Here is a 22502-nt window from a genome sequence, read left to right on the forward strand (position 1 = left end):
TTGTTTAATTACTAAAATGTACCCAACTAAAATCATCAATGATCCTATTTATGGATTTATCAAAATCAACAATCCATTTTTGTTGAAGTTGATAGACCATCCATATTTTCAGCGATTAAAGAGAATCAAGCAGTTGGGATTAGCCGAATTTGTTTATCCAGGTGCTCATCATACGCGTTTTCACCATGCCTTAGGGGCGATGCATTTGATGGATGAAGCCTTGAATAATCTTCAAGCAAAAGGCTATCCAATTTCGGAGGCTGAAAGAGAAGCGGCAGAAATTGCCATATTGTTACATGATATTGGTCACGGGCCTTTTTCACATGTTTTGGAATTTACCTTGCTAAATGATGTTCATCATGAACAGGTATCCAATTTGATCATGGAAAAACTGAATGCGTATTTTGATGGGAAATTAGATTTGGCCATTCAGATGTTTTCAGATAAATACCCAAGAAAATTTTTCCATCAATTAATCTCTTCCCAATTGGATGTCGATCGATTGGATTATTTGAGTAGAGATTCCTTTTATACTGGGGTTAGAGAAGGATTTATTGGTTCGGAACGACTTCTCAGTATGTTGGATTTAGTAAATGAACAATTGGTCTTGGAAGAAAAAGGGATTTATTCCATTGAGAATTTTTTAATGGCACGCAGATTGATGTATTGGCAAGTGTATTTACACAAAACTGCCATCGCTGCGGAATCAATGCTGATTCAAATTTTGAATCGGGCCAAAGATTTAATTCAAAAAGGTGAACAAATAAATTGTTCGGAACCCTTACTCCTATTTTTATCCAAATCGTTTACCTGGGAAGAATTTTCGACCCAAGCTGAACTATTAAATAATTTTATTGATTTAGATGATCATGACATTTGGGCAGCCATTAAAAATTGGAAAAATAGCAAAGATGTCATTCTAAGTGTACTTTGTACCAACTTTCTTCAAAGAAAGCTTTATACATGTAAACTAGGTTCTCAACCTATTTCCAAAGCAAAAAAGACGGAAATAGAGCAATTGATTATGAAAGATTTGGGTATTTCTTCAGAAGATCTGAAATATTTTTTCATAGAAGGCTCTACGAGCAATGCTGCCTATGTACAAGGCGATAACACGATCAAGATCGTCGATAAACAAGGCCAGATGGTCGAGTTAGTTGAGGCTTCTGATTTACCGACCATACAAGCATTGAGTAAGATTGTAAAAAAATACTATTTTTGTTGTCCAAAGAGCGTATATTTGCATGGCAATTTAATTAGGCCTTTAGACTTTTAATTCATTAATTACCTTATTCATCCTTGCATGAAATTTACCGTTGAACAAATAGCGCAAATCATAAATGGTACTGTTGAAGGTAATAAGACTGCGATTATTTCTAAGTTTAACAAAATAGAAGAAGGAACTCCAGAAAGCATCTCCTTTCTAGCTAATCCCAAATATGAGTCCTATTTATATGATTCTGAAGCTACAGCCATCATTGTCGCCAAGGATTTAACATTAAAAAGTCAACCCAAAGCATCGCTCATACGAGTAGATGAACCTTATTTGGCGTTTACCTTATTGTTGCAAAAATACCAAGAATTGATTGCGTCAAATGAAAGTGGCATACATCCACAATCATATCTTGCCAATGGCGTAGAAATAGGCGAAAATGTACTTATTGGGGCATTTTCTGAAATTGATATACATTCCAACATTGGAGATAATACCAAAATTCATTCGAAAGTTAGTATTGGAAAAAATGTAAAAATTGGCAACAATTGTGTCATTTTTCCGGGTGTTGTGATTTACTCAGATACCATTATCGGTAATCATTGCGTTTTACATGCTAATGCGGTCATCGGATCGGATGGATTTGGCTTCGCTCCTAAAGCAGATGGAACTTATTCCGCAATTCCTCAGTTAGGAAATGTAATTTTAGAAGATTTTGTCAGTGTGGGTTCCAATACTACGATTGACCGAGCTACTATGGGATCGACAAAAATTGGTAAAGGAGTAAAAATTGACAATTTGGTTCAAATCGCACACAATGTTGAAATTGGCGCAAATACCGTCATAGCAGCTCAAACAGGGATATCTGGTTCCACCAAAGTAGGTGAAAACTGTATGATAGGTGGACAAGTTGGAGTAGCAGGACATATAAGTATTGCTCCCAATACTGTTGTAACAGCTCAATCGGGGGTTACAAAGTCTGTTAAAAATAGTGGATTGATTTTAGGTGGTACACCTGCTTCTACTAACTCAGAATATTTAAAAAGAAATGCATTAATTAGAAAACTACCTGAAATTTTCGAAAAATTTAATCAATTAGAAAAATAAGTAGGTAGAATAGAATCTTATGAATAATAAGCAACATACAATTACCAAGTCGGTTACATTAAGTGGAGTAGGTTTACATACGGGCGTAAAAGCTAATATGACCTTTTTACCCGCTCCTGCTAATCATGGCATCAAATTTCAACGAGTAGATTTACCTGGTCAACCAATTGCGGATGCTGATGTGGATAATGTGGTTGATACTTCAAGAGGAACAACCATAGAACAAAATGGAGCAAGAATCAATACTGTTGAGCATGTGTTAGCAGCATTGGTCGGCTTAGAGATTGACAATATTTTGATACAATTGGATGGTCCTGAACCACCCATTATGGATGGTAGTTCCATTAAATTTGTTGAAGCTATCAAAGATGCGATTCCATTGGAACAAGAAGCGCATCGTAAATTCTTTGAATTACCTACCGAAGTTCGTTTCAAGGATTTAGAAAAAGATATTGAATTAGCCGCTTTGCCATTGAATGATTATCGTTTAGCGGTAATGGTCGACTATAATTCGAAATTTTTATCCAGTCAGCACGCTAATTTGAGCCATATTTCTCAATTTGAGAAAAACTTTTCGATGTGTCGCACCTTTTGTTTCGTGCATGAATTAGAACTCTTATACAAGGCAGGCTTAATCAAAGGTGGAGATTTAAATAATGCCATTGTAATTGCTGACAAAGATTATTCTGAAGCTGAATTGGCGCATTTGTCGGAGGTATTAGGCAAGCCTAAAGTAAGTGTTTCCAAAGAAGTCGGTATACTAAACAATACAAACTTGCATTTCAATAATGAAATGGCTCGTCATAAATTATTGGATTTAATGGGTGATTTAGCTTTAGTGGGTCGACCTATCAAAGCACAAATTTTGGCATCCCGTCCTGGTCACGCATCCAATGTTGAATTGGCGAGAAAGATCAAGAAATTAATGTTAGAAGCTGAGAAAAACAAAGTGCCTGTTTATGATCCCAAACAGCCACCTATTTGTTCTCACGAAAGAATATACGAGCTACTACCCCATCGTTATCCATTTCAGATGATTGATAAAATCATTTATTTAGATGACAGTTCTGTTGTAGGTGTAAAAAATGTAACCATGAATGAAAATTATTTCATGGGTCATTTCCCAAACAATCCTGTTATGCCAGGAGTTATGCAAGTAGAAGCGATGGCACAAACAGGTGGAATCTTAGTGTTAAGTTCCGTTCCTGATCCAGAAAATTATTGGCCATATTTGGTGGGTATAGAAAATTGTCGTTTTAGAAAAAGTGTTATTCCTGGAGATACTGTCATTTTTAAATGCGAATTAACTGCTCCCATTAGAAGAGGCATTGCTAAAATGATTGGTAAAGCTTATGTAGCTGGGCAAGTAGTGTGTGAAGCTGAAATGACAGCTAGTTTAGTAAGAAAATCATAATTGAATCCTATGACCCATCCATTAACCTTTATTTCTCCATTAGCCAAATTAGCTGACAATGTAAAAGTTGATCCGTTCACTGTCATACATGAAGATGTAGAAATCGGTGAAGGTTCATGGATTGGATCCAATGTAACAATTTTTCCTGGGGCAAGAATTGGTAAGAATGTGCGAATATTCCCAGGAGCCGTTATTTCCGCTATACCTCAAGATTTGAAATTTGGTGGAGAAAAAACCACTTTAGAAATTGGCGATCATACAACTATTCGTGAATGTGCCACTTTGAATAGAGGTACAAGCGATAGAAATAGAACTGTTATTGGTAAAAATTGTCTAATCATGGCCTACGTACATATTGCTCATGATTGCATCGTAGGAAATAATTGTATCATTGCCAATTCTGTTCAAATGGCGGGCCATGTAATCGTTGGTGATTATGCGATTATTGGAGGTTCGAGTGCTATTCATCAATTTGCGAAAATTGGACAACATGTCATGATTTCAGGAGGTTCATTGGTTCGAAAAGATGTTCCACCATTTACGAAGTCAGGTAGAGAACCTTTGAGCTATGCAGGTATCAATTCTGTCGGTTTAAGAAGAAGAAACTTTAGCGATGAACGAATTGCAGAGGTACAAGAAATTTATCGATACATCTATCAAAGAGGGTTAAATATCAACGAAGCTTTATTGCAAGTTGAAGCAAATATGTCAGCATCTCCTGAAAGAGATGAAATTTTGGAATTTATTCGATCTTCCGAAAGAGGTATTATGAAAGGATAATTAGGTATGGAAATTCTTGCAACAAATATCAATAAAAAATTCAGGCAAGAATTTGTCATCCGTAATTTCTCTTTTGAAATCAAATTGAATCAAAAAGTGGCCATCTTAGGCCATAATGGATCTGGTAAATCTACATTATTAAAGATATTAGCTCAATATTCTTTACCCACGCAGGGTCTAATAAGTTACCAACGTCAAGGAGAAATTGTCTCAGAGGATAAAGCGTTTAAATCGGTAAGTTTTGTTGCTCCTTATGTTGATTTAATTGAAGAATATTCACTTATTGAACTAATTTCCTTTTTACAATCTGTCGATTATTTACCAGAAAAAATCTCCATAAACGAATTTGAGCAATATATTGAGCTATCTCCAAGCAAAGACAAACTAATCAAAAATTATAGCTCAGGAATGCGGCAAAAGGTAAAATTAGGCACTGCCCTATTAAGCAATCGACCGTTGTTATTTCTCGACGAACCCACCAGCAATTTGGATACAAAAGCTAAAGATTGGTTCAAAGAAAAGATTCAAACAATCGATTCTAAATCCATTATCATTGCCTCCAACGAACACAATGAAATTGATCTTTGTGAAACGCAAATCAATATTTTAGATTATAAATAGGGGATTATTTTCGCTTGACTTGAACATAGAGCATGCTGTAAATTACCAAATCAATACCCACCAAAAAAGATATATCTTTTAGATCAATGACACCTTTGCTCATATTTAAAAAATGAAACTTCAGGCTATTGACATCTAGACTAAGAAATTCTAAAATTGGCAATGATTTAACTTCTTCTGGAATCTGCCATATTAGAAAATTAAAAAACACCCCTAATAAAAAAGCTAAAGGTTGACGGGAAGTCAATGAAGAGGCCAAAGAAGAAAGTAGCAGAAAGGTTGAAGTGATAAATAGGATGGACAAATACCCTCCCAAAATTAAAGAATGATCATAATTAAATCGAGGGCTACCTAATCGACCAATGGAAAATACATAAAGGAAAGTGGGTAATAGACTCGATAAAACCACCAACAAAACACCCAATAATTTGCCTAAAATGATTCCATGTGTAGAAATAGGTAATGATTTGAGCAAGCCAAAAGTCTTGAGTTCATATTCCTCGGAAAATAGTTTCATACACAAAGCAGGTGTAAAAAACATAAAAAACCAGGGGGAAAGCTCAAAAAAAGTACTTAATTCTGCAAATCCAAAATCGAAAATATTACCTTCAAAATACCATGAATATAAACCCATGGAAGTAAAAAATAAGGTTAATAAACCTAACCCCACGAATGAACTAAAAAAAGCGATGTATTCTTTTTTTGTAATTGTCCACATAATTATTCGAAAATCGATTTTTCTCTTCTTACTATAGCAGAAATAATTAACGATAATAAAAAGGTCATAAAAATGGAAGCAATAATAATGATGACAAACTGAACACCTGGTCCTAACATCATTTTAGTTATTTTTTCAGCTTCTTGTATTTGACTTTCTGACAAACCTTGATCTTCCATTTTTTCACGTGCTATTTCTAATTGTTTGATAATACTGCCATTATCAATAAATTCTAAATAGATGTAATTAAACGCTGCGGAAATGAGTCCCATGATGGCACCTAATAAAGTAGATATCCCCAATCCTTTTCCATAAGAAATGGTATCATTATTTTGAGCTCTAAATTCAATGAGCGCAAAAAATATAATAGAAATAGTAATGACTAAACTTAGAATGGTGGAAACCCAACCTAAGGTTTCATTGAATTGATCCACTAAGCCTGAATACTTCATCACCACTGTCACTATGAAGCTGGCTACAGCTCCTATAATACCCCATTTTAATGCAATGATACTGGAAGATGGTGCTTGATTTTCGGAAATTTCCATGGTTAATTTTGTTTATAATAAAGAGAAATCAATAAATTCGGCAAAAAAGCTAAGGCTATTTTTTGTGAAAAATCATCTTTTGCAATACTATTCGCATCAATACTTCTAACCCCTTCCAATAATTGTTCGAAAAAACGAATATCCTCCTGTAACAGAATTTGGCTTTTGTATTGATTAAGCTCATTCACACTCAAAGAAATAAATTCATTCAAAACGCGAATGCCCATAGGTTGTTGATAAAAATAATAAATACCGACGGCACTCAAAATTCCGACCAAAACAACAAATACATATTGATTGGCGAATAAGTTCAAAAAATGAATGGATTGCCCGTTGGAGTTTTTGAAACGATTATGAGCCAAATACCATTGTGCTATTAACAACAGAATAAAGCTAGGCGCTTTTTTACCTCCTAAAGGAATTATGCCGAATTGATATAAAATTATATGATAAGCAATAAAACCTATCATAACCATTAGGCTAAGTTTCAACATTAATGTAAAATTCCAATTTTTCATAAGAATCAATAAATGTTAGTTTCGGCCTGATTAAAAACAGCTAAAACTTTATGATGAAAATCATGCCCAATAAATGTTGAATTCTTGGATTTCCCGACTAACTGATTAGCCTGGAAATTTCTATTCAAATCATCACAAATTACCACTCCTTTTACTAGGTGCCCAACTTCTAATGGTTCCTTTTTTATATTCAAAAATTTGGCTGGTTGGTACGACAATACTTGATCAATCGCTGTAAAATGACGTTTTTTCGCCTCATTCAACAAGGCAATTAATAAAGTTTCTAAGCCTACTGTTCCAAAACTTGCATGGTCAAATTCAATTTCCTTCAACTCTGATTCCACAGGATGGTGATCAGATACAACAAAATCGATGGTTTTACTTTTCAAACCTTCCCAAAGGGCCAATCGGTCATTTTCAGTTCGATATGGAGGGAAAACTTTATGGTAACTTGAAAATTCTGAAATGGCCTCTTCATTAAAAATTAAATGATGAACAGAAACATCACAACTTACAGGTAATCCTTCTGCTTTGGCTGATTGAATTAATTGAACAGATTCGGCAGTTGAAATGCAGGAAAAATGCAATTTAAATTGATTACTTGCCAATTCGAATGAATTAGCCAAAACGTATCTTAATAAATCTAAATCTCGTTTGATAGAAAGCGTTTCAGATAAACTCGGAATACCTTTAAGTCCAAGCAAAGTACTCTGTAATCCTTCGTGTACTTGTCCAAATAATGACAATGAAGCTGTATTAGGCTGAGAAATGACACATACATCTAAGGGTAATAAATATTGCAAGGATTTCAACATTAAATCGGTATTCCCTAAAGATGAAGCCCCATGACTAAACCAAGATGCCCCTGATTGATGTAAATCCAATAATTCAGAGAAATTTTCGCCCTTGTTATCGATGGTTAATGGACCACAAGGATAAAAATTAACATGGTAAGAATTTGACTTTTGAGCAATATATTGAATGGATTCAGCGGTTTGAGGAATTGTTTGAGCAGTTGGCAATAATAATACATCTAAAACTCCCCCTTTATTTGCTGACTTACTTAACGATTCCCAATCTTCTAGGTATTCTCCTCCGGGTAAAGAATGGTGGACTCTACAATCGATGATGGAAGGAAACCAAGTCAAATTATTTCCTTTGACAATATGGTCAATACCCTCATCAGCAATATCCTCTTTCGCTTCTATTAATTGACCGTTAAACAATAACAAATCAATCTTTTGATTAAATAAGCTAGATTGGCTATCTAGAACTAAAACAGACTTAATTAAGACCCGCATGTTTTTTTTCAAAGTAAAAAAAAACCCTGATTATCAGGGTTAGGATTAAATCAATGACCTATAAAGGTTTTATAAGTATCTACATTCATCAACTGATCTAAATCAGCAATATCTTGTACTTTAATTTTTACAATCCATCCTTCTCCATATGGATCAGAATTTACCATTTCTGGACTATTATTCAAATTAGTATTGAATTCTACTACCTCAGCAGCTACCGGAAGAAATAAATCTGACACTGTTTTAACAGCTTCTACTGTCCCAAAAACTCCATCTTTAGCAATGGATTGACCGACTGTTTCAACTTCGATATAGACAATATCACCTAATTCACTTTGAGCAAAATCTGTAATACCAACAATCGCTAAATCGCCATCAACTTTTATCCACTCGTGTTCTTGAGTATATTTTAAATCACTTGGAAAATTCATATAAAATTATTTTGATGCAAAGGTCATTAAAGTTCTGATTTTTTGCAAACGCTTTTAAATTATTAATCAAATTAATCCGATATACTATACCTGATTTGAAAACCTCCTGCGATAGTAGAACGATAAAACGAATTGGATACCAAAGGATTATTAAACATTTTATCGAAATAGGCCGTTACAGTCAGTTTGTTACTAACGGCATAAGAAATTTGAGGCCTAAACTGGAAATTAATAAAACCTTGTGTTATGATCGTTTCAGCATCCAATTTTCTTTGTAAAGTTCGAGTATCTCTGATTGTTAAGTTAACATTGAATCTAAAATCATTGGGTAGTCGTAAAGCTTTTCCGTTTATTTTAATTGGAATCAACATATTCGCTTTCGTAAATCCAATAGAAAATGTAACATCTTTATTGGATAATTCTGCCACTTGCGAATTAGCTAAATTTAAACCTACATTACGATCTTGATTATATTCTACTCTTAAAGATACTCTTGATTTCGTAATCGCATTGATCCCAATTAAAGGAGAAAAACGTTCCGTAAATGAAATCGTACTCATTACATATACGGGAATCAATGAATTGATTTCTGTACCATCTGCCATTTTCTTAGTTTCAAAACGTGACGAAAGCGGATACAACAAACTGTTTAACGTTAGATTCAAATAATCTGTATAAAACTGTCCATATTCCAAAGATGAAACGAAATTACCTACATTATACGTACTTGAATACATATGATTGATGGTAAATGAAGAGAATTTCTTGGTTATGACAGGCAATAAGTTGAGTGCATTGAAATCCACTTTCCAATTCGGTAAAGGAATATTATAAAAAGGAGAATATTTAACATCCTTAGCAGACAATCCAGCATATGCAGCAAAAAAGGAAGGAATCAATACATCTTGTGAATTGATATTATAGGCACCTCTTTCTCCCTGATTCGTTTGTCGATAGGTAGTATTCAATCTTTCCAACAATACAGAACGATTCGCTCTAAATTCATCGAAAACTTCCGCAGGATCCTTAAAGGCTGTCATAAATGATAAAAATGACATTGAATAATTACCTGAACGAACAGGGCTTTGACTCACAAAATCTCTTCTCAATGAATCAGGACGGAAAAACTCTTGGTAATTATCTCCTTTATTATAGTTACCATCGATAAAGATTCGAAGGTTCTTGTTAGGTTCTAAATTTAAAACATAAGAGAATTTTTGTTGTCTAGTTTGGGTAAAAGGAATATTCTGGATGATACTTCTGGTTAACCAATTATTTTTAGCTGCAATGAAACGAATATTGTCATCCTGACTACCCGTTACAAAATCCAATCCAGGTGCTCCAAAATTACCATTCATACCCAATAGTCCAGGATTCGGTAAAAAACCTGGTAAGGTGGTTGCTTCATTAATCGAATAATTTACCTGAATACCACGCAAAGTCAAAAGTAAACGGGTTAAGGATTTGGCAGCTACCTTTTGAGGAATAATGATATCCTCATCATCACCTGGATTTCTAGCTACATTCTTTCCCGTTAAATTCGGGGAATTTGCCCACCGCAATGCTCTGATCCTGTTATACAATGAAACAAAGTCTACTTTACCATTGATGGCCCTCTCGCGTGAATTTTTGATAATATTTCCAAATAAATATCCATCATCATCCATGATGTTATAAGAATTTGCATAAAAATTATATCCAATTTTATGGGAATACTCAGCGTTCATCCAATCAGTTAATGGCATTTTTTGAAGTGGTAATCTCCAAATTAAACCAGCTTGTTGATCAAAATTCTTCGCACGACCAAATGAAAGAATATTACCCATGACCGAATCCTTTTTGGCTTGTGTATCTAAATCACCAAAAGGCTCATCTATGATGGAATTCACCATCGCATTGTAATTAAGAATGACACTCTTGGTTAAATTCCAATTCAATGCATATTGCCTATTGAAATACCAATATTTTTCAAACTGAGGATTCACTCCTTCGGTCGTCAAACTACTATTTCTCAATTGAGTTTTAACAAAACTTCTATCCATTTCCATTCTGACAGTAATAGAAGAAGGAATTAAATTCAAATTGAAGTCTTTGATCAATGGTGCAAAATTGGAATTGGATTGCATTTTAGCAAATGGCTCCCAAAAACCTGAATTGCTTGAAAATGAATATAAAATACTTCCTCGATGGCTGAATTGTTTATATTCATCAATCAAAGTACTTGTCCGTAACATTTCCGAATAAGCATAAGAGAAAGTGAAATTAGATAAATCCCATAGGTAAGCATGTTTGGCTAAAGCACTTTTTGATTTACGTACATTTGTGAAGTTAAAGCCCCTTCTTTCTGTATTATCCTCAACTAACTTTACATAGGCGTCTCTTTCTTTACCTGTGGTAAATCTACCCAGCGAATTAGCCATCAAAATGTCAGGATCGAGTGGATCAAACTGAGGTGAAATGTTTCTTCGATCATACGTGATGTAAAATGGAATTTTGAAACCCCAACTGGTTGGCAAGAATTTATCTAAATTCAAATTGGCCGTTATACCATACTCTAAGAAATTTTCTCTTGATCGTTCAGATATCTTCGATTGAACTCCTCCAAAACCATAATTTTTAAAACTTCCGTTCATAGTAACGGTACCAATGTCAGCTAATTTCAATCCTAATTTACCAATGGCAGCTTCTCCAGATGTTTGATCAAATCCACTCGCCCTTAATTCATTCACCCACACACAAAATGACTTACCACTTAAATCCGTAGAAATATTTTTTACACCAATCATAACAGTCATTGTAGCGCTTTGATCCGGTCTACCCATCACATAAATGCGGTATTTTTTGCCAGTACTGCTTACAACATCTTGGAAGAAACGGGATGTCAAGGGATGATTGGCACGATCACGATCTACTTTAACTGATTTCAATAAATCTAATTCGATGTCCAATTCATTGGAATTTGGCCAAATTAAATCTTCTGTTGATGAACCTTTCAAGGTTTGAACCAATCCATCCAATGCTTGAACCTCATAATAGTTATCAGTCAAATCAGTTCCAATACGAATAAATGCATTCACCTTACCGCTCAAATTCTGCTCCTCTCCTTGCATGGAAATAAACATTTTTAAGCGTTTATAATTGATAAAATCAACCATCGTATTTTTAAATACGGCTCTAGAATCTCCAGATTTTAAATTTTCTACACAAAGACTCAATGACTGCTCATTCAATCGCGCATTGTTAATGGTCGTAATATCCTGATCTCGAACAAAACCTGGTGGAACCACATACGGAATAGATTTACCTCCAGCAGGACCATTTTCTTCTATATTCACACTAGATACAGTGAATTTCGTATCTGGATTTTTCTCTGGTATTTCTTGACCATTTTTTAGATCTAAGTCCCCGATGAATTTGCGATAAGAATAACCAGACAACTGTAATTGAGCAAATCTCAAAACAACGGGTTGTTTGAATTCGCTCAATACCATTCTGAAAAAGCGAATGGATTTGAAATTAGGTGATCCAACTTCCTTCCGCTTTATATTGTCTTTATCTTTAATAGGAATACGAAACAAATACCAATCCACTCCTCCTTCATTAATTTTATCAACAACAAAACCTTTGCCAATGGCCAAGTCGTTTTTCTTTAATGGAATTTCATATTCAAAATAAGATTCCACTTCATTTACTGTGTTATCATTATTTAAATCTTCTCGATCGGGCATGATACTATTTGCCTGAGTAAAGTTGGTATTCGTCGGATTATCGGTGGTAGGTGAATTGTTTTCCAATCCCATAAAATTCTTATAACGCTCAATGACACTTCCCGTTGTATTGAATTTCTCATTTAAATAATACACAAAATCGTCACCCGCAGGATCATTTTGTATAGTTTGTAGAGCCTTTGCATTCGTTACTTTTGATTGAATAGCTGACAAATATTCTTTAAATTTAATTTCTTCAGAGAATTCCGATCCATCAGTTGTTTTGTTGGCTAAACCATCTAAACCAATATCTTGTACGCTTCTACCACCTTGATTATCAAATGCATTGATGACAAATTGTCTTTTTGGCGCCAATCCCCAATCTGTGTCTTCAACATTCGGCTGGCGCTTTTGAGGATCCTTTTTAGTAATTCTTTCACCAGCAGGAATACCATTTTCAAAATTGGAGAATCCATCAGGTATAAAATCTTCTGAAACATCTCCTAAATGAAATTTTAAAATACCACCTGTATTATTACTACCATTGATGATACCATCCCTTATAGTTCCACCACTTTTGGCATCAATAAAAGGGTCCATTAACCAAAACTCTAATTGTTCAACATTCGAATTGTCAAAATCAGTATCAGACGTTATAGCACGGGTAATAGCGCCAAAGTTTTCTTCAGGTTTGTCAAATAAGCCCAATGAATTTAAATTAGGATTAAAATTATATAAACCTCTCTCATGTGGAAAATAAGCTATATCAAGAACGCCGATGGGTAAATTGGTAATATTATTGGCAAAATCTTTATTCGGAAATAATCCTTTAGGAGTAACAACCCTTTCATACGCATACGAATTCACATCATTAGGGTCTAAACCTGGTACATCAAATGCAAAATTACCCTGCCCATAAATACTGGCATCCACGGTATAAGCAGAAATTTTAGCTCTTTTATAATTGGCTTGCAAACTTGAAGAAAGTGCACCTTTTACTAACGTTGTAGGAATTGCACCAGGTCGCCATAATGTTGCTTGTCCAGACATGTTATAAATAACCCGAGCAGCCTCAAAATCATCAATAAACGCATTTCCTTGTACCCGATCATTGACATTCGGAAATAATTTGGCTACCTCACCTTGAAAATCAATTGCAGAGGATTCTTTGGTAGAAATTAAGGGTAATTTATCCAAGAAACGTGTAATACCGTTCGATTTTTTAGTAAAAGCGGCATCTAGGCCAATCAAAGTATTATTAACCGGTTCATTACCAATGGCAACACGTCTAAAAAATGCGGGCGGTGTTTCACTCATACTTTGTACTGTTGCACCTAAATGTACATCCGGACTCAAATTATAATCTAGCCTTGTCCCTAATAAGGTTCGAACTTGATTGGAAAAAATATCAGGTTTTTCATAACAAACTTTTAACTCACGCCCAGAAGAAAAAATACTTTCATTGACGATCCTAACTCGACCTGATTGGCCCTCGATAATAAAATCTGTTCCTAAGTTTAAACTTTGGCCACCAGCTGTAACGGTAACCGATTTTGGATCCACACCAAAAGGCAGAGAAATATCACCTCCAGAACCAGCTTGAAAAGATCCTTTTAAGAAAAATTTATTTTTACTAGCTAATTGAACCGCATCGGTTTGAGTTTTGGTATATAATTCTTCAAATAAATATTTAGATTGAAGTTCAGGTGTTGTAAAAATATTTTGACTAAGTGTTTTTCCAAATGGTTCTAGTACAGGAAATATAATCTTTCCATTTTTTACATCAACGGTGATATCTTCCACAAAGTCAAAATTTCCATCAGGTTGAGGATCTCCAGCAAAATTTAATTTATCAAGACCCAAGGCAATAACAAAAGGAATATTTTTTTTCTCGCCTTCCAAAATATTGGTATTATCTATCCCGGTTGCATCATCTTTATAAACAATTTTAAATTGGAAATTCTGCTTAGATAAGGCATTGGTATTCAATGAATAAATATTTTTCATCATTAAATTCCACATGGGATGATCTAAATGATTCCGAATAGTAGAGGATTTTAACATTTTTAAAACTAAAACCTCATCATCCTGACGAGCCTGATAATCCTCTGTTAACTCCCCAACCTTATATTTTCGACCGTTAAAAGTATATTCATAAGATACAGCTAATACCTCATCATTCCGTAAAGGAGCAACTAAAGAAATATATCCTAATTGCGCATTAAATTTAAATTCACGATCATTTAATCGTTTCGCACCTTTTAAAATATCAAAATCTGTACCAGGTTTTAAGGAATATTGAGTCTCTAATAAATTGGCAGCCTCATTTGCTTTTCTAATATTTACGTCACTAGTGATATTTTTATAAAGCGGATTATTGTCGTTTTTTACAGGTTCAGCTCGAGCAGGTAATTGTTCTCCTAAATCAGATAAGGCTACCAAATTTCTTAATGTTTCTGTATTTTGGGTTCTGTTGGTCACATACACTTCTAAACGAGTAATGGTAATTCCACTAGTAATAACGGGCAAATTCTTTAAGGCTTTTTCATAATTATTTCTAAAAAAAGTTGATAAGAAAAAGTGCCTATTTTCATCGTATTGATCAGCTCTGATTTCAAAATTTCTACCTTGACTTCCGCCTCTCAAGGTTATACAATCTTGTTTTGAACGTTGCTGAGCGGCAATCAATGTTACATCTAAATTACCAAAACGCAGGAGGGTTTTTAAACCAAAAAGATTTTGTACGCCTGGAATTAATTGAGAATTCAAAGTCCAAGAGGTATTACCAGCCTCGATACTTTGTAAAATATCCTCTTCTTGTGTTTTCCAATTTAACTTTAATTGATTTTGAAAATTAAAACTTGCCTTGGTATCAAAATTGGTATTTAAATTAAGCTTATCACCAATTTTACCTTGAAAGTTGATTTGAGCTTGTTCATTAAAATACAAATTACCTACATAACGAAGTTGGACAGGAATGGCTGGATTATCCACAAATTGACCCATATAACCCACATCCAACAAAAGACTTCCATTGGGTTTAATCGAAATTTCACTCCCCCCAAAAATTCGGTCAATGGAAGGCGGAAGTTCAATTTTGGGAAATAAACCACGCGATTTAGTTGAACTACTTCCATCCAAACTTTTGGAATAATTGTTCCAAAACGAACGATTGATCTGTTGATTTTGATTTTGAGAAAAATCGCTAAAAGATAAATTTTGAGCATTCGAAAGTTCCAATTTATCTAACTTATATGATTGAGTTAGTTCATTGGGACCATTAACTGTTGTTTCAGTTTTTAAACCATTTAATTGATCATAAGAAAACGGAGATTTGGACTTTTTTGATTTAAAAAGAGAACTCGATTTCCTGAAAATATAACGTGGTTTTTTACCGGTTTTATTTATAACCGTATCATTTACAATAGCTTGCGAATACAAACTAAAACTAAATAAATAGAAGATTATTAAATTTAGTATAAATTTAAAAGAGAGACCGTGGTTGTGATTTTCTTTAGACACCTGAATAAAATTGTATATATTTAAAACTAACGCAAAGCTAATTTAATTAATTGTTCAATACTTGCATTGGGATTTGATTTTAAAATTTGATCCAAACTTTTTTCTGCAGCAACTCTTGGAATTCCAAGGGTTACCAAAGCAGCCAAAGCTTCTGTTTTCACATTAAAAGTTTGATCGGCACCTGACGACTTTGCCTCAACAAAAAGTGTATCTTTTTTACACTTATCTTTTAATTCTAAAATAACCCTTTGTGCAGTTTTAGAACCAATTCCTTTGATGGATTGAATCAAACCTAAATTTTCATTCATAATAGCAGCCCTAATTTCACTGGATGAAAATGAAGACAACATAACCAACGCAGTACTTAATCCTATACCTGAAACACTAATTAAATCTAAAAAAAGTAATTTTTCATCAAACTCATAAAATCCAACCAAGGTATGTGAGTCTTCCTTAATTTGTAAATGCGTAAATAATTTACAAGATTCTCCTGAATCCGAAAGAGCTTCATATGTTTGCAAAGAAATCTTCACTTCATAACCCACTCCATTCACATCAATAATGACATGGGCTCGATCTTTATGTGCTAATTTACCATTCAAATAGGCTATCATATTACGATATTCTTAAACGCATTCCAGGTTTAATTTGCATGGAACGCATACGATTTAACTTTTTCAATTTAGAAGTGGTCAATCCTTCATACTTTGCTGCAATATCAGAAAGTGTATCCCCAGATTTAACCTTATAATACTTCTGCTTAATTTTTTTCTTAGTGGTTTCTTTAACTACCACAGCAGAAATATTTTTTTGCTTTAAAGTAAAAACATCAGCGGCAATCCATTTTTTTTCCAATACCCAAATTAATTTCCCTCGTTTTAACCGATTGGATTTTAAATGATTTAAGCGTTTAATTTCAAAAACTGAAACTTCAAATTTACGAGCAATATCATAAATACTCTCCCCTCTTTTTACTTTGTACCTTGATTTCACCAAAGTCAACGATTTTAAATTCGCTAAAGAATCAAGTTTTTCATTGAAAGCTAAGAAAAAACGTCGAGATGAGTCTAATATTGCCTCTCGATTCGTGGTAAAATAATTGAAATTTTTACTAGGTATTTTTAAGATAAAATTCTTTGAATCTTTAGGCACGAAATCCAATAAAATATGTGGATTTAAATGCTTTAAGGTATCCAAAGAAAACTGAGACATCTTGGAAAATGTATTCAAATTCAAATACCCATTCACTAAAATCGTATCAGAAGGAATGCTTTTAACCCATTTTTCTGCGTGAATAGCATGGTCCCAATGATAATTCATCATATAGGTAATTGCAATGAATTGTGGAACGTAAGCTCTTGTTTGTTTGGGTAAACAGTTATAAATACCCCAGAAATCATTTTTACCACGACAATTCCGAATAGCTCGCTTCACATTACCTGGACCGGTATTATAAGCAGCTAAAACCAAATGCCAATCACCAAATATTTTATATAGTTGTCGCATGTATTTACATGCCGCCTCTGTCGCCCTTTCAGGATCAAATCGTTCATCGATGATGGGATCAACTCGTAGGCCAAAATCACCACGCGCGGTGTATGGCATAAATTGCCATAATCCCCCTGCTCCTTTATTGGATAATGCCTTGGGATCCAATCCCGATTCAATCAGTGATAAATATTTTAATTCATCAGGTAAATTATACTGTTTTAAATACTTTTCATAAATGGGGAAATACATATCCCTTTTTTCCAGCATTCTTTGAGTAAAATCAGCCTTTTTAAAAGCAAAATATTCAACAAATTGATGAGTAAAAAAATTATATTTTAATGGAATTTGTTTCTCTAAGGACTTTAAACGACTCTCAATTAACCATGAATCGATCGTCCATACAACCGGAGAACCTTGTTCAACTTGCGCCAAGGAATCGATGTCTCGACTATCCGAGGAAGGAATAAAACTAGAAGTATTTTGGCAATAGGAGTTTGTAATCTTGAAAAGACTAATAAAAAGAAAACCAACAAAAACAAATCCTTTAAATTTCATCAATTATATCAATCTTGCAAATTCTAACATTCGATTTTCATCCAAATATTTACCGATTACTTGAAAACCCATTGGCAAATTATGTTGATCTACTCCCATCGGTACGGAAATGGCAGGCAAACCCGTAATATTTGCTTGAACGGTAAATAAATCTCCCAAATACATTTGAATGGGATCTAGCGTTTTTTCACCTATCTCATAGGCCGTGGAGGAAGTTGTAGGAGAAATCATAAAATCATAATTCACCAAAACATTTTCGGTAAATTCTTTCACTAAACGCCTCACCTTTTGAGCTTTGGTGTAATAAGCATCATAATAATCAGCACTAAGAACAAATGTTCCTAACATGATTCGTCTTTTCACTTCTTCTCCAAATGCCTCATTTCTAGTACGCTTATACATATCGATCAAGTCTTTAGGATTCTCAGTTCGGTAACCATATTTAACACCATCAAAACGAGAAAGATTAGAACTTGATTCAGCAGTAGTTAATACATAATAAGTAGGCAATAATTGAGCCAAATAGGGAAAATCTACCGACTCAACTTGATATCCTTGTGATTTCAATTTCTCAACTTTTTCAAAAAAAGCATCACGAATTTCTTTTTGCAAACTAGGATGTTCAACAATTTCCTTGATGTAAGCAATTTTAAGATGTTTGGGATAATTTACCTCCAAATCATCCATTAAAGTACTATCCTGTCCATCATTTCCAGAAATAATACTGAGTACTAATTCAACATCATCTATGTGCTTGGACATGGGTCCAATGGTATCAAAAGAAGATGCATATGCAATCAATCCCCATCTGGAAACACGTCCATAAGTAGGTTTTAATCCAACAATACCACAAAAGGATGCAGGCATTCTTACGGAACCACCTGTATCTGTCCCTAGAGAAACCTGGCACATATCTGCTTGTACGGCTACCGCAGAACCTCCAGAACTACCTCCTGAAACATGCTTATTATTAATAAAATTTAATACAGGCCCAAAAGCAGAATTTTCATTGGTAGAACCCATACCAAACTCATCACAGTTCTGACGGCCAATAATAATGGCATCTTCATCCAACAATCGTTGTATTGCTGTAGCAGTAAATGAAGATTTGAAATTCTTTAAAATTTTACTTCCAGCAAAGGAATGATGATCTTGGTAGCAAAGTAAATCTTTAATTCCTACTACCATACCCGCTAATTTTCCAGCAGTTTGATTAGTGATTTTCTTGTCAATTTCAATGGCACGACTGATTGCTTCTTCTGAATATACTTCTAAAAATGCATTTAATTCACCATTAAATTCTTCAATTTTCGCAAGGTGGTAGTTAACAATATCAATACAAGTGGTTTCACCTGACAGTAATTTTCCCCTTAAAATGTGATAAGGAATGGATAAATTATTCATTAAAAATACGGATTCAATAAAACAGAAAAGCATAGTTGAAAAACTATTCAACTATGCAAAATAAGAAAATGAAGAAAAAACTATTTTTTATCCTCGTCTAATTCTTTTGTAATTTGATCTTTAACCTCGTTTTTAGCATCTTGAAACTCACGAATACCTTTTCCTAAACCTCTCATTAATTCAGGCAATTTCTTTCCTCCAAAAAACAATAAAATAGCTAAACCGATAAGAAGCATCTCACCACCACCTAAATTACTTAAAAACAAAAATATCGTTGCTGTGCTCATTTTTTTTAAATTTTTAAAATTTTGTAAATATATTCAATACTAGTTAAAAATCCTTGTTTTAGTGTATAAGTTTATCAAATTCATCCAACTCCGTTTTAATGGATTTAGCAACCCAAAGTAACAAAGCTAAATCATCTGCGAAACCAATAAACGGAAGAAAATCAGGAATAAAATCGAAAGGAGATACAAAATAAAATAAAACTGCGGCCATTTTTACCAACGTTTTAACGGGAATCTTTTTATATTCTCCTTTTACATATGCTTTTATCATTAAACTAAATGTATAGACATAATGGTTCATTAATTTAACAACTGATATATTATGGGTAGTTGCCAATTGATTTACTTTTATTAAAGATTCTTTGATTAGATTTAACAAACCTAACTTATTATTTTTCAACACTTTTTCACCTTGTTCCAAAGATTTTTGAAAAAAACTGGATGATAAAATTTTATTTAGAAACGACTCTTGCTTGTCCATTAGCTCTATTTTTTCCTTTAAATATACAAAATAGAAAGTATTATTTTTTATTTCTATCCTTATTTATTCGTATGAACGTATATCGGAGACAATTATTTGCTGATTTGTATTATTTTTGTGTTTTGTAGATTTATAAAACATTCCTAAAAATTTAAATAATGAAAATTACTGTTGTAGGAGCTGGAGCTGTAGGTGCAACTACTGCTGATAACATCGCTCGTAAAGAATTAGCTGATGAATTAGTATTGCTAGACATTAAAGAAGGAATTGCAGAAGGAAAAACATTGGATATGTTTCAAACTGCTTCTTTATTAGGTTTTGACACCAAATTAGTGGGTTCAACAAATGATTATTCAAAAACTGCTAATTCAGATGTTGTCGTTATTACCTCAGGTTTACCTAGAAAACCAGGGATGACTCGTGAAGAGTTAATTGGTGTAAATGCAGGAATTGTAAAAAGTGTTGTTGAAAACATTTTAAAATTCTCTAAAAACCCGATCATTGTGATTATTTCTAATCCAATGGATACCATGACTTATTTAGCTAAATCTATTTCTGGTTTAGATAAACATCGCATCATTGGAATGGGAGGAACTTTGGATTCAGCACGTTTCAAATGTTATTTATCAAAAGCAATGGATGTATCCATCAATGATATCCATGGTACAGTCATTGGAGGTCATGGTGATACAACAATGATTCCTTTGAAAAGACTTGCTACTTACAATGGTGTTCCAGTGAGCCAATTTTTAGACTCAGAAACGCTAGATAAAGTAGCTGCAGACACCATGGTTGGTGGAGCGACTTTAACTGGTTTATTAGGAACTTCAGCATGGTATGCACCGGGTGCAGCTGGAGCAGCGTTAGTTGAAGCAATTGTAAGAGATGAGAAAAAAATCATGTCTTGCTGTGTTTCATTAGAAGGAGAATATGGTCAATCAGATATTTGCCTAGGCGTACCTGTTGTTTTAGGTAAAAACGGTTGGGAAAAAATTGTCGATTATCAATTAAACGAGGAAGAGCAAGCTGCATTCAACAAATCAGCTGAGGCCGTTAGAAATATGAATGCTGTTTTAAGCACATTGAGCTTATAATTTCAGTATTAAATTCCAAAAAAAAGGTGACTGTTTTTTCAGTCACCTTTTTTTTTATTTCGATCGAATGGCTGTTACAGGATCCATTTTAGCAGCTACCCATGCTGGAATGATACCAGATAAAATCCCTATAAAACTAGAAATAAACAAACCTGTTAAAATATTATTAACTGATAAGGTAAGTGGAAGAGATTCTTGAGGAATTAAGGTGATCAATACCACCAAACCAATACCTACGATCCCTCCTATCAAACTTAAAAAAACAGCTTCAAATAAAAATTGAAATAATATAAAATAATTTTTTGCGCCTAATGATTTTTGTATACCAATAATATTAGTTCTTTCCTTTACAGAAACAAACATAATGTTGGCAATTCCAAAACCTCCTACCAATAAGGAAAAACCTGCAATCAATGAACCTGCAATATTTAACGCGGAGAATACTGTATCAAAAAAACTTTGTAATCCATCCAATCGATTAATAGAGAAATCATCTTCCTCCTTCGGTTTGATGGATCTTAAACTACGCATTAAACCTTTTATTTCCCCTTCCAATATTTCTTGGTTTTTATCTGAATCAAATGCTTTGATCGCTATATCAGGTGCAGGTTTATCTTTTTGAAACATCGCAGAAAATGTTGAATAGGGTATAATTACTTTTTCATCGGGACTACCTCCAAAATTCAACATATCATTCCCCTTCTTTTCTATCACTCCAATAACATTAAACTTAAAACCACTTACCTTAATAATTTGCCCAACGGCACTTCCACCTTCCGGCATTAAATTCTCGGCCACTTTTGAGCCAATAATAACAGCATTAACTGCATTTTCTGATTCAATTGGAAGAAAATATCGACCGTCAGCAATAGAGATTGTTGAAATTTGATTGTATTCGTAACTAGCACCTGTAACATTCGCATCCATACTATTACTACCTTTGCTAAGGGTTACGGTTCTACCATTGTCTATAATTACAATAGCTTCTGCCGATTTCATATTCTCTTTCAAATATTTGAATTCTGACAATTTCATCTCAGGTCGATTGAGGTATTTCCACCAAGGATAATTGTCGGCCATAATCCAAGGCCATTTTCCGACATATAAAACACCGGTACCAGCAAATGAATCAATTTCAGAACGAATTTTACTATTCAATGAATCAACAGCCGTAAAAACAGCCACAATCGCAAAAATACCAATACTAACCCCTAGTAGAGACAAGGTTGTCCGAAGGATATTCGAACGCAAAGCTTGATAGGCAAAAATTAAACTTTCAATAACTTGTCGCAAAAATTTCATAAATAATT

Annotated in this window: 18 protein-coding genes; 6 read left to right on the forward strand and 12 right to left on the reverse strand. The window is 33.9% G+C overall.

Annotated elements, in window-relative coordinates:
- Positions 1–16: 16 nt before the first annotated feature.
- The 5 genes from V7S76_RS08870 to V7S76_RS08890 are packed head-to-tail and all read left to right on the forward strand — an operon-like array spanning position 17 to position 5135.
- A complete protein-coding gene (locus V7S76_RS08870; protein ID WP_459509734.1) occupies positions 17–1276 on the forward strand; it encodes an HD domain-containing protein in 1260 nt (419 codons plus the stop codon).
- 27 nt (positions 1277–1303) lie between these two features.
- Positions 1304–2320, forward strand: coding sequence for a UDP-3-O-(3-hydroxymyristoyl)glucosamine N-acyltransferase (lpxD, locus tag V7S76_RS08875; protein ID WP_459509735.1), 1017 nt, complete (start codon positions 1304–1306; stop codon positions 2318–2320).
- Positions 2321–2339: 19 nt separating this feature from the next.
- Entirely contained in the window at positions 2340–3734 is a 1395-nt protein-coding gene (locus tag V7S76_RS08880; RefSeq protein ID WP_459509736.1) for a bifunctional UDP-3-O-[3-hydroxymyristoyl] N-acetylglucosamine deacetylase/3-hydroxyacyl-ACP dehydratase, read from the forward strand.
- Between the two features lie 9 nt (positions 3735–3743).
- Positions 3744–4514, forward strand: coding sequence for an acyl-ACP--UDP-N-acetylglucosamine O-acyltransferase (gene lpxA, locus V7S76_RS08885; protein ID WP_459509737.1), 771 nt, complete (start codon positions 3744–3746; stop codon positions 4512–4514).
- Between the two features lie 6 nt (positions 4515–4520).
- On the forward strand, positions 4521–5135 hold the full coding sequence (locus V7S76_RS08890; RefSeq protein ID WP_459509738.1) for an ABC transporter ATP-binding protein: 615 nt from the start codon (positions 4521–4523) through the stop codon (positions 5133–5135).
- 4 nt (positions 5136–5139) lie between these two features.
- On the opposite strand, the gene V7S76_RS08895 is transcribed toward V7S76_RS08890, so the two are convergent.
- From V7S76_RS08895 to V7S76_RS08945, 11 genes are all read right to left on the reverse strand, one after another.
- Positions 5140–5853 (reverse strand): ABC transporter permease, encoded by a 714-nt coding sequence (locus V7S76_RS08895; protein ID WP_459509739.1) that lies wholly within the window; start codon positions 5851–5853, stop codon positions 5140–5142.
- A 2-nt stretch (positions 5854–5855) separates the two neighbouring features.
- Positions 5856–6401, reverse strand: a complete 546-nt coding sequence (locus V7S76_RS08900) for a DUF4199 domain-containing protein (protein WP_459509740.1) — start codon at positions 6399–6401, stop codon at positions 5856–5858.
- A 2-nt stretch (positions 6402–6403) separates the two neighbouring features.
- Complete coding sequence (locus V7S76_RS08905) at positions 6404–6919, reverse strand: hypothetical protein (protein ID WP_459509741.1); 516 nt, start codon at positions 6917–6919, stop codon at positions 6404–6406.
- A 5-nt stretch (positions 6920–6924) separates the two neighbouring features.
- Positions 6925–8220 carry a dihydroorotase gene (locus V7S76_RS08910; RefSeq protein ID WP_459509742.1) on the reverse strand — a complete coding sequence of 432 codons (1296 nt, stop codon included), beginning with the start codon at positions 8218–8220 and terminating at the stop codon, positions 6925–6927.
- A gap of 50 nt (positions 8221–8270) precedes the next feature.
- The gene (gene gcvH / locus V7S76_RS08915; protein ID WP_459509743.1) at positions 8271–8651 is read right to left on the reverse strand and encodes a glycine cleavage system protein GcvH; all 381 of its coding nucleotides are present in this window, start codon (positions 8649–8651) and stop codon (positions 8271–8273) included.
- A 71-nt stretch (positions 8652–8722) separates the two neighbouring features.
- Positions 8723–15799, reverse strand: a complete 7077-nt coding sequence (sov, locus tag V7S76_RS08920) for a T9SS outer membrane translocon Sov/SprA (protein WP_459509744.1) — start codon at positions 15797–15799, stop codon at positions 8723–8725.
- Between the two features lie 107 nt (positions 15800–15906).
- Positions 15907–16494 carry a Holliday junction branch migration protein RuvA gene (gene ruvA / locus V7S76_RS08925; RefSeq protein ID WP_459509745.1) on the reverse strand — a complete coding sequence of 196 codons (588 nt, stop codon included), beginning with the start codon at positions 16492–16494 and terminating at the stop codon, positions 15907–15909.
- A gap of 1 nt (position 16495) precedes the next feature.
- The gene (locus tag V7S76_RS08930) at positions 16496–17926 is read right to left on the reverse strand and encodes a lytic transglycosylase domain-containing protein (RefSeq protein WP_459509746.1); all 1431 of its coding nucleotides are present in this window, start codon (positions 17924–17926) and stop codon (positions 16496–16498) included.
- A gap of 3 nt (positions 17927–17929) precedes the next feature.
- Positions 17930–19330: an Asp-tRNA(Asn)/Glu-tRNA(Gln) amidotransferase subunit GatA gene (gene gatA / locus V7S76_RS08935; protein ID WP_459509747.1), complete on the reverse strand. Its 1401-nt coding sequence runs from the start codon at positions 19328–19330 to the stop codon at positions 17930–17932.
- An 80-nt stretch (positions 19331–19410) separates the two neighbouring features.
- Positions 19411–19617 (reverse strand): Sec-independent protein translocase subunit TatA/TatB, encoded by a 207-nt coding sequence (locus tag V7S76_RS08940; protein ID WP_459509748.1) that lies wholly within the window; start codon positions 19615–19617, stop codon positions 19411–19413.
- 58 nt (positions 19618–19675) lie between these two features.
- Positions 19676–20098 carry a YkvA family protein gene (locus tag V7S76_RS08945; protein WP_459509749.1) on the reverse strand — a complete coding sequence of 141 codons (423 nt, stop codon included), beginning with the start codon at positions 20096–20098 and terminating at the stop codon, positions 19676–19678.
- 158 nt (positions 20099–20256) lie between these two features.
- Here V7S76_RS08945 and mdh point away from each other — a divergent pair, with 158 nt between their 5' ends.
- Positions 20257–21192: a malate dehydrogenase gene (mdh, locus tag V7S76_RS08950; RefSeq protein ID WP_459509750.1), complete on the forward strand. Its 936-nt coding sequence runs from the start codon at positions 20257–20259 to the stop codon at positions 21190–21192.
- A 54-nt stretch (positions 21193–21246) separates the two neighbouring features.
- Here the strand turns inward: mdh and V7S76_RS08955 are convergent, their stop codons facing one another.
- Positions 21247–22494 carry an ABC transporter permease gene (locus tag V7S76_RS08955; protein WP_459509751.1) on the reverse strand — a complete coding sequence of 416 codons (1248 nt, stop codon included), beginning with the start codon at positions 22492–22494 and terminating at the stop codon, positions 21247–21249.
- Positions 22495–22502: the final 8 nt, after the last annotated feature.

The sequence above is a fragment of the Aquirufa sp. ROCK2-A2 genome (assembly GCF_054558485.1).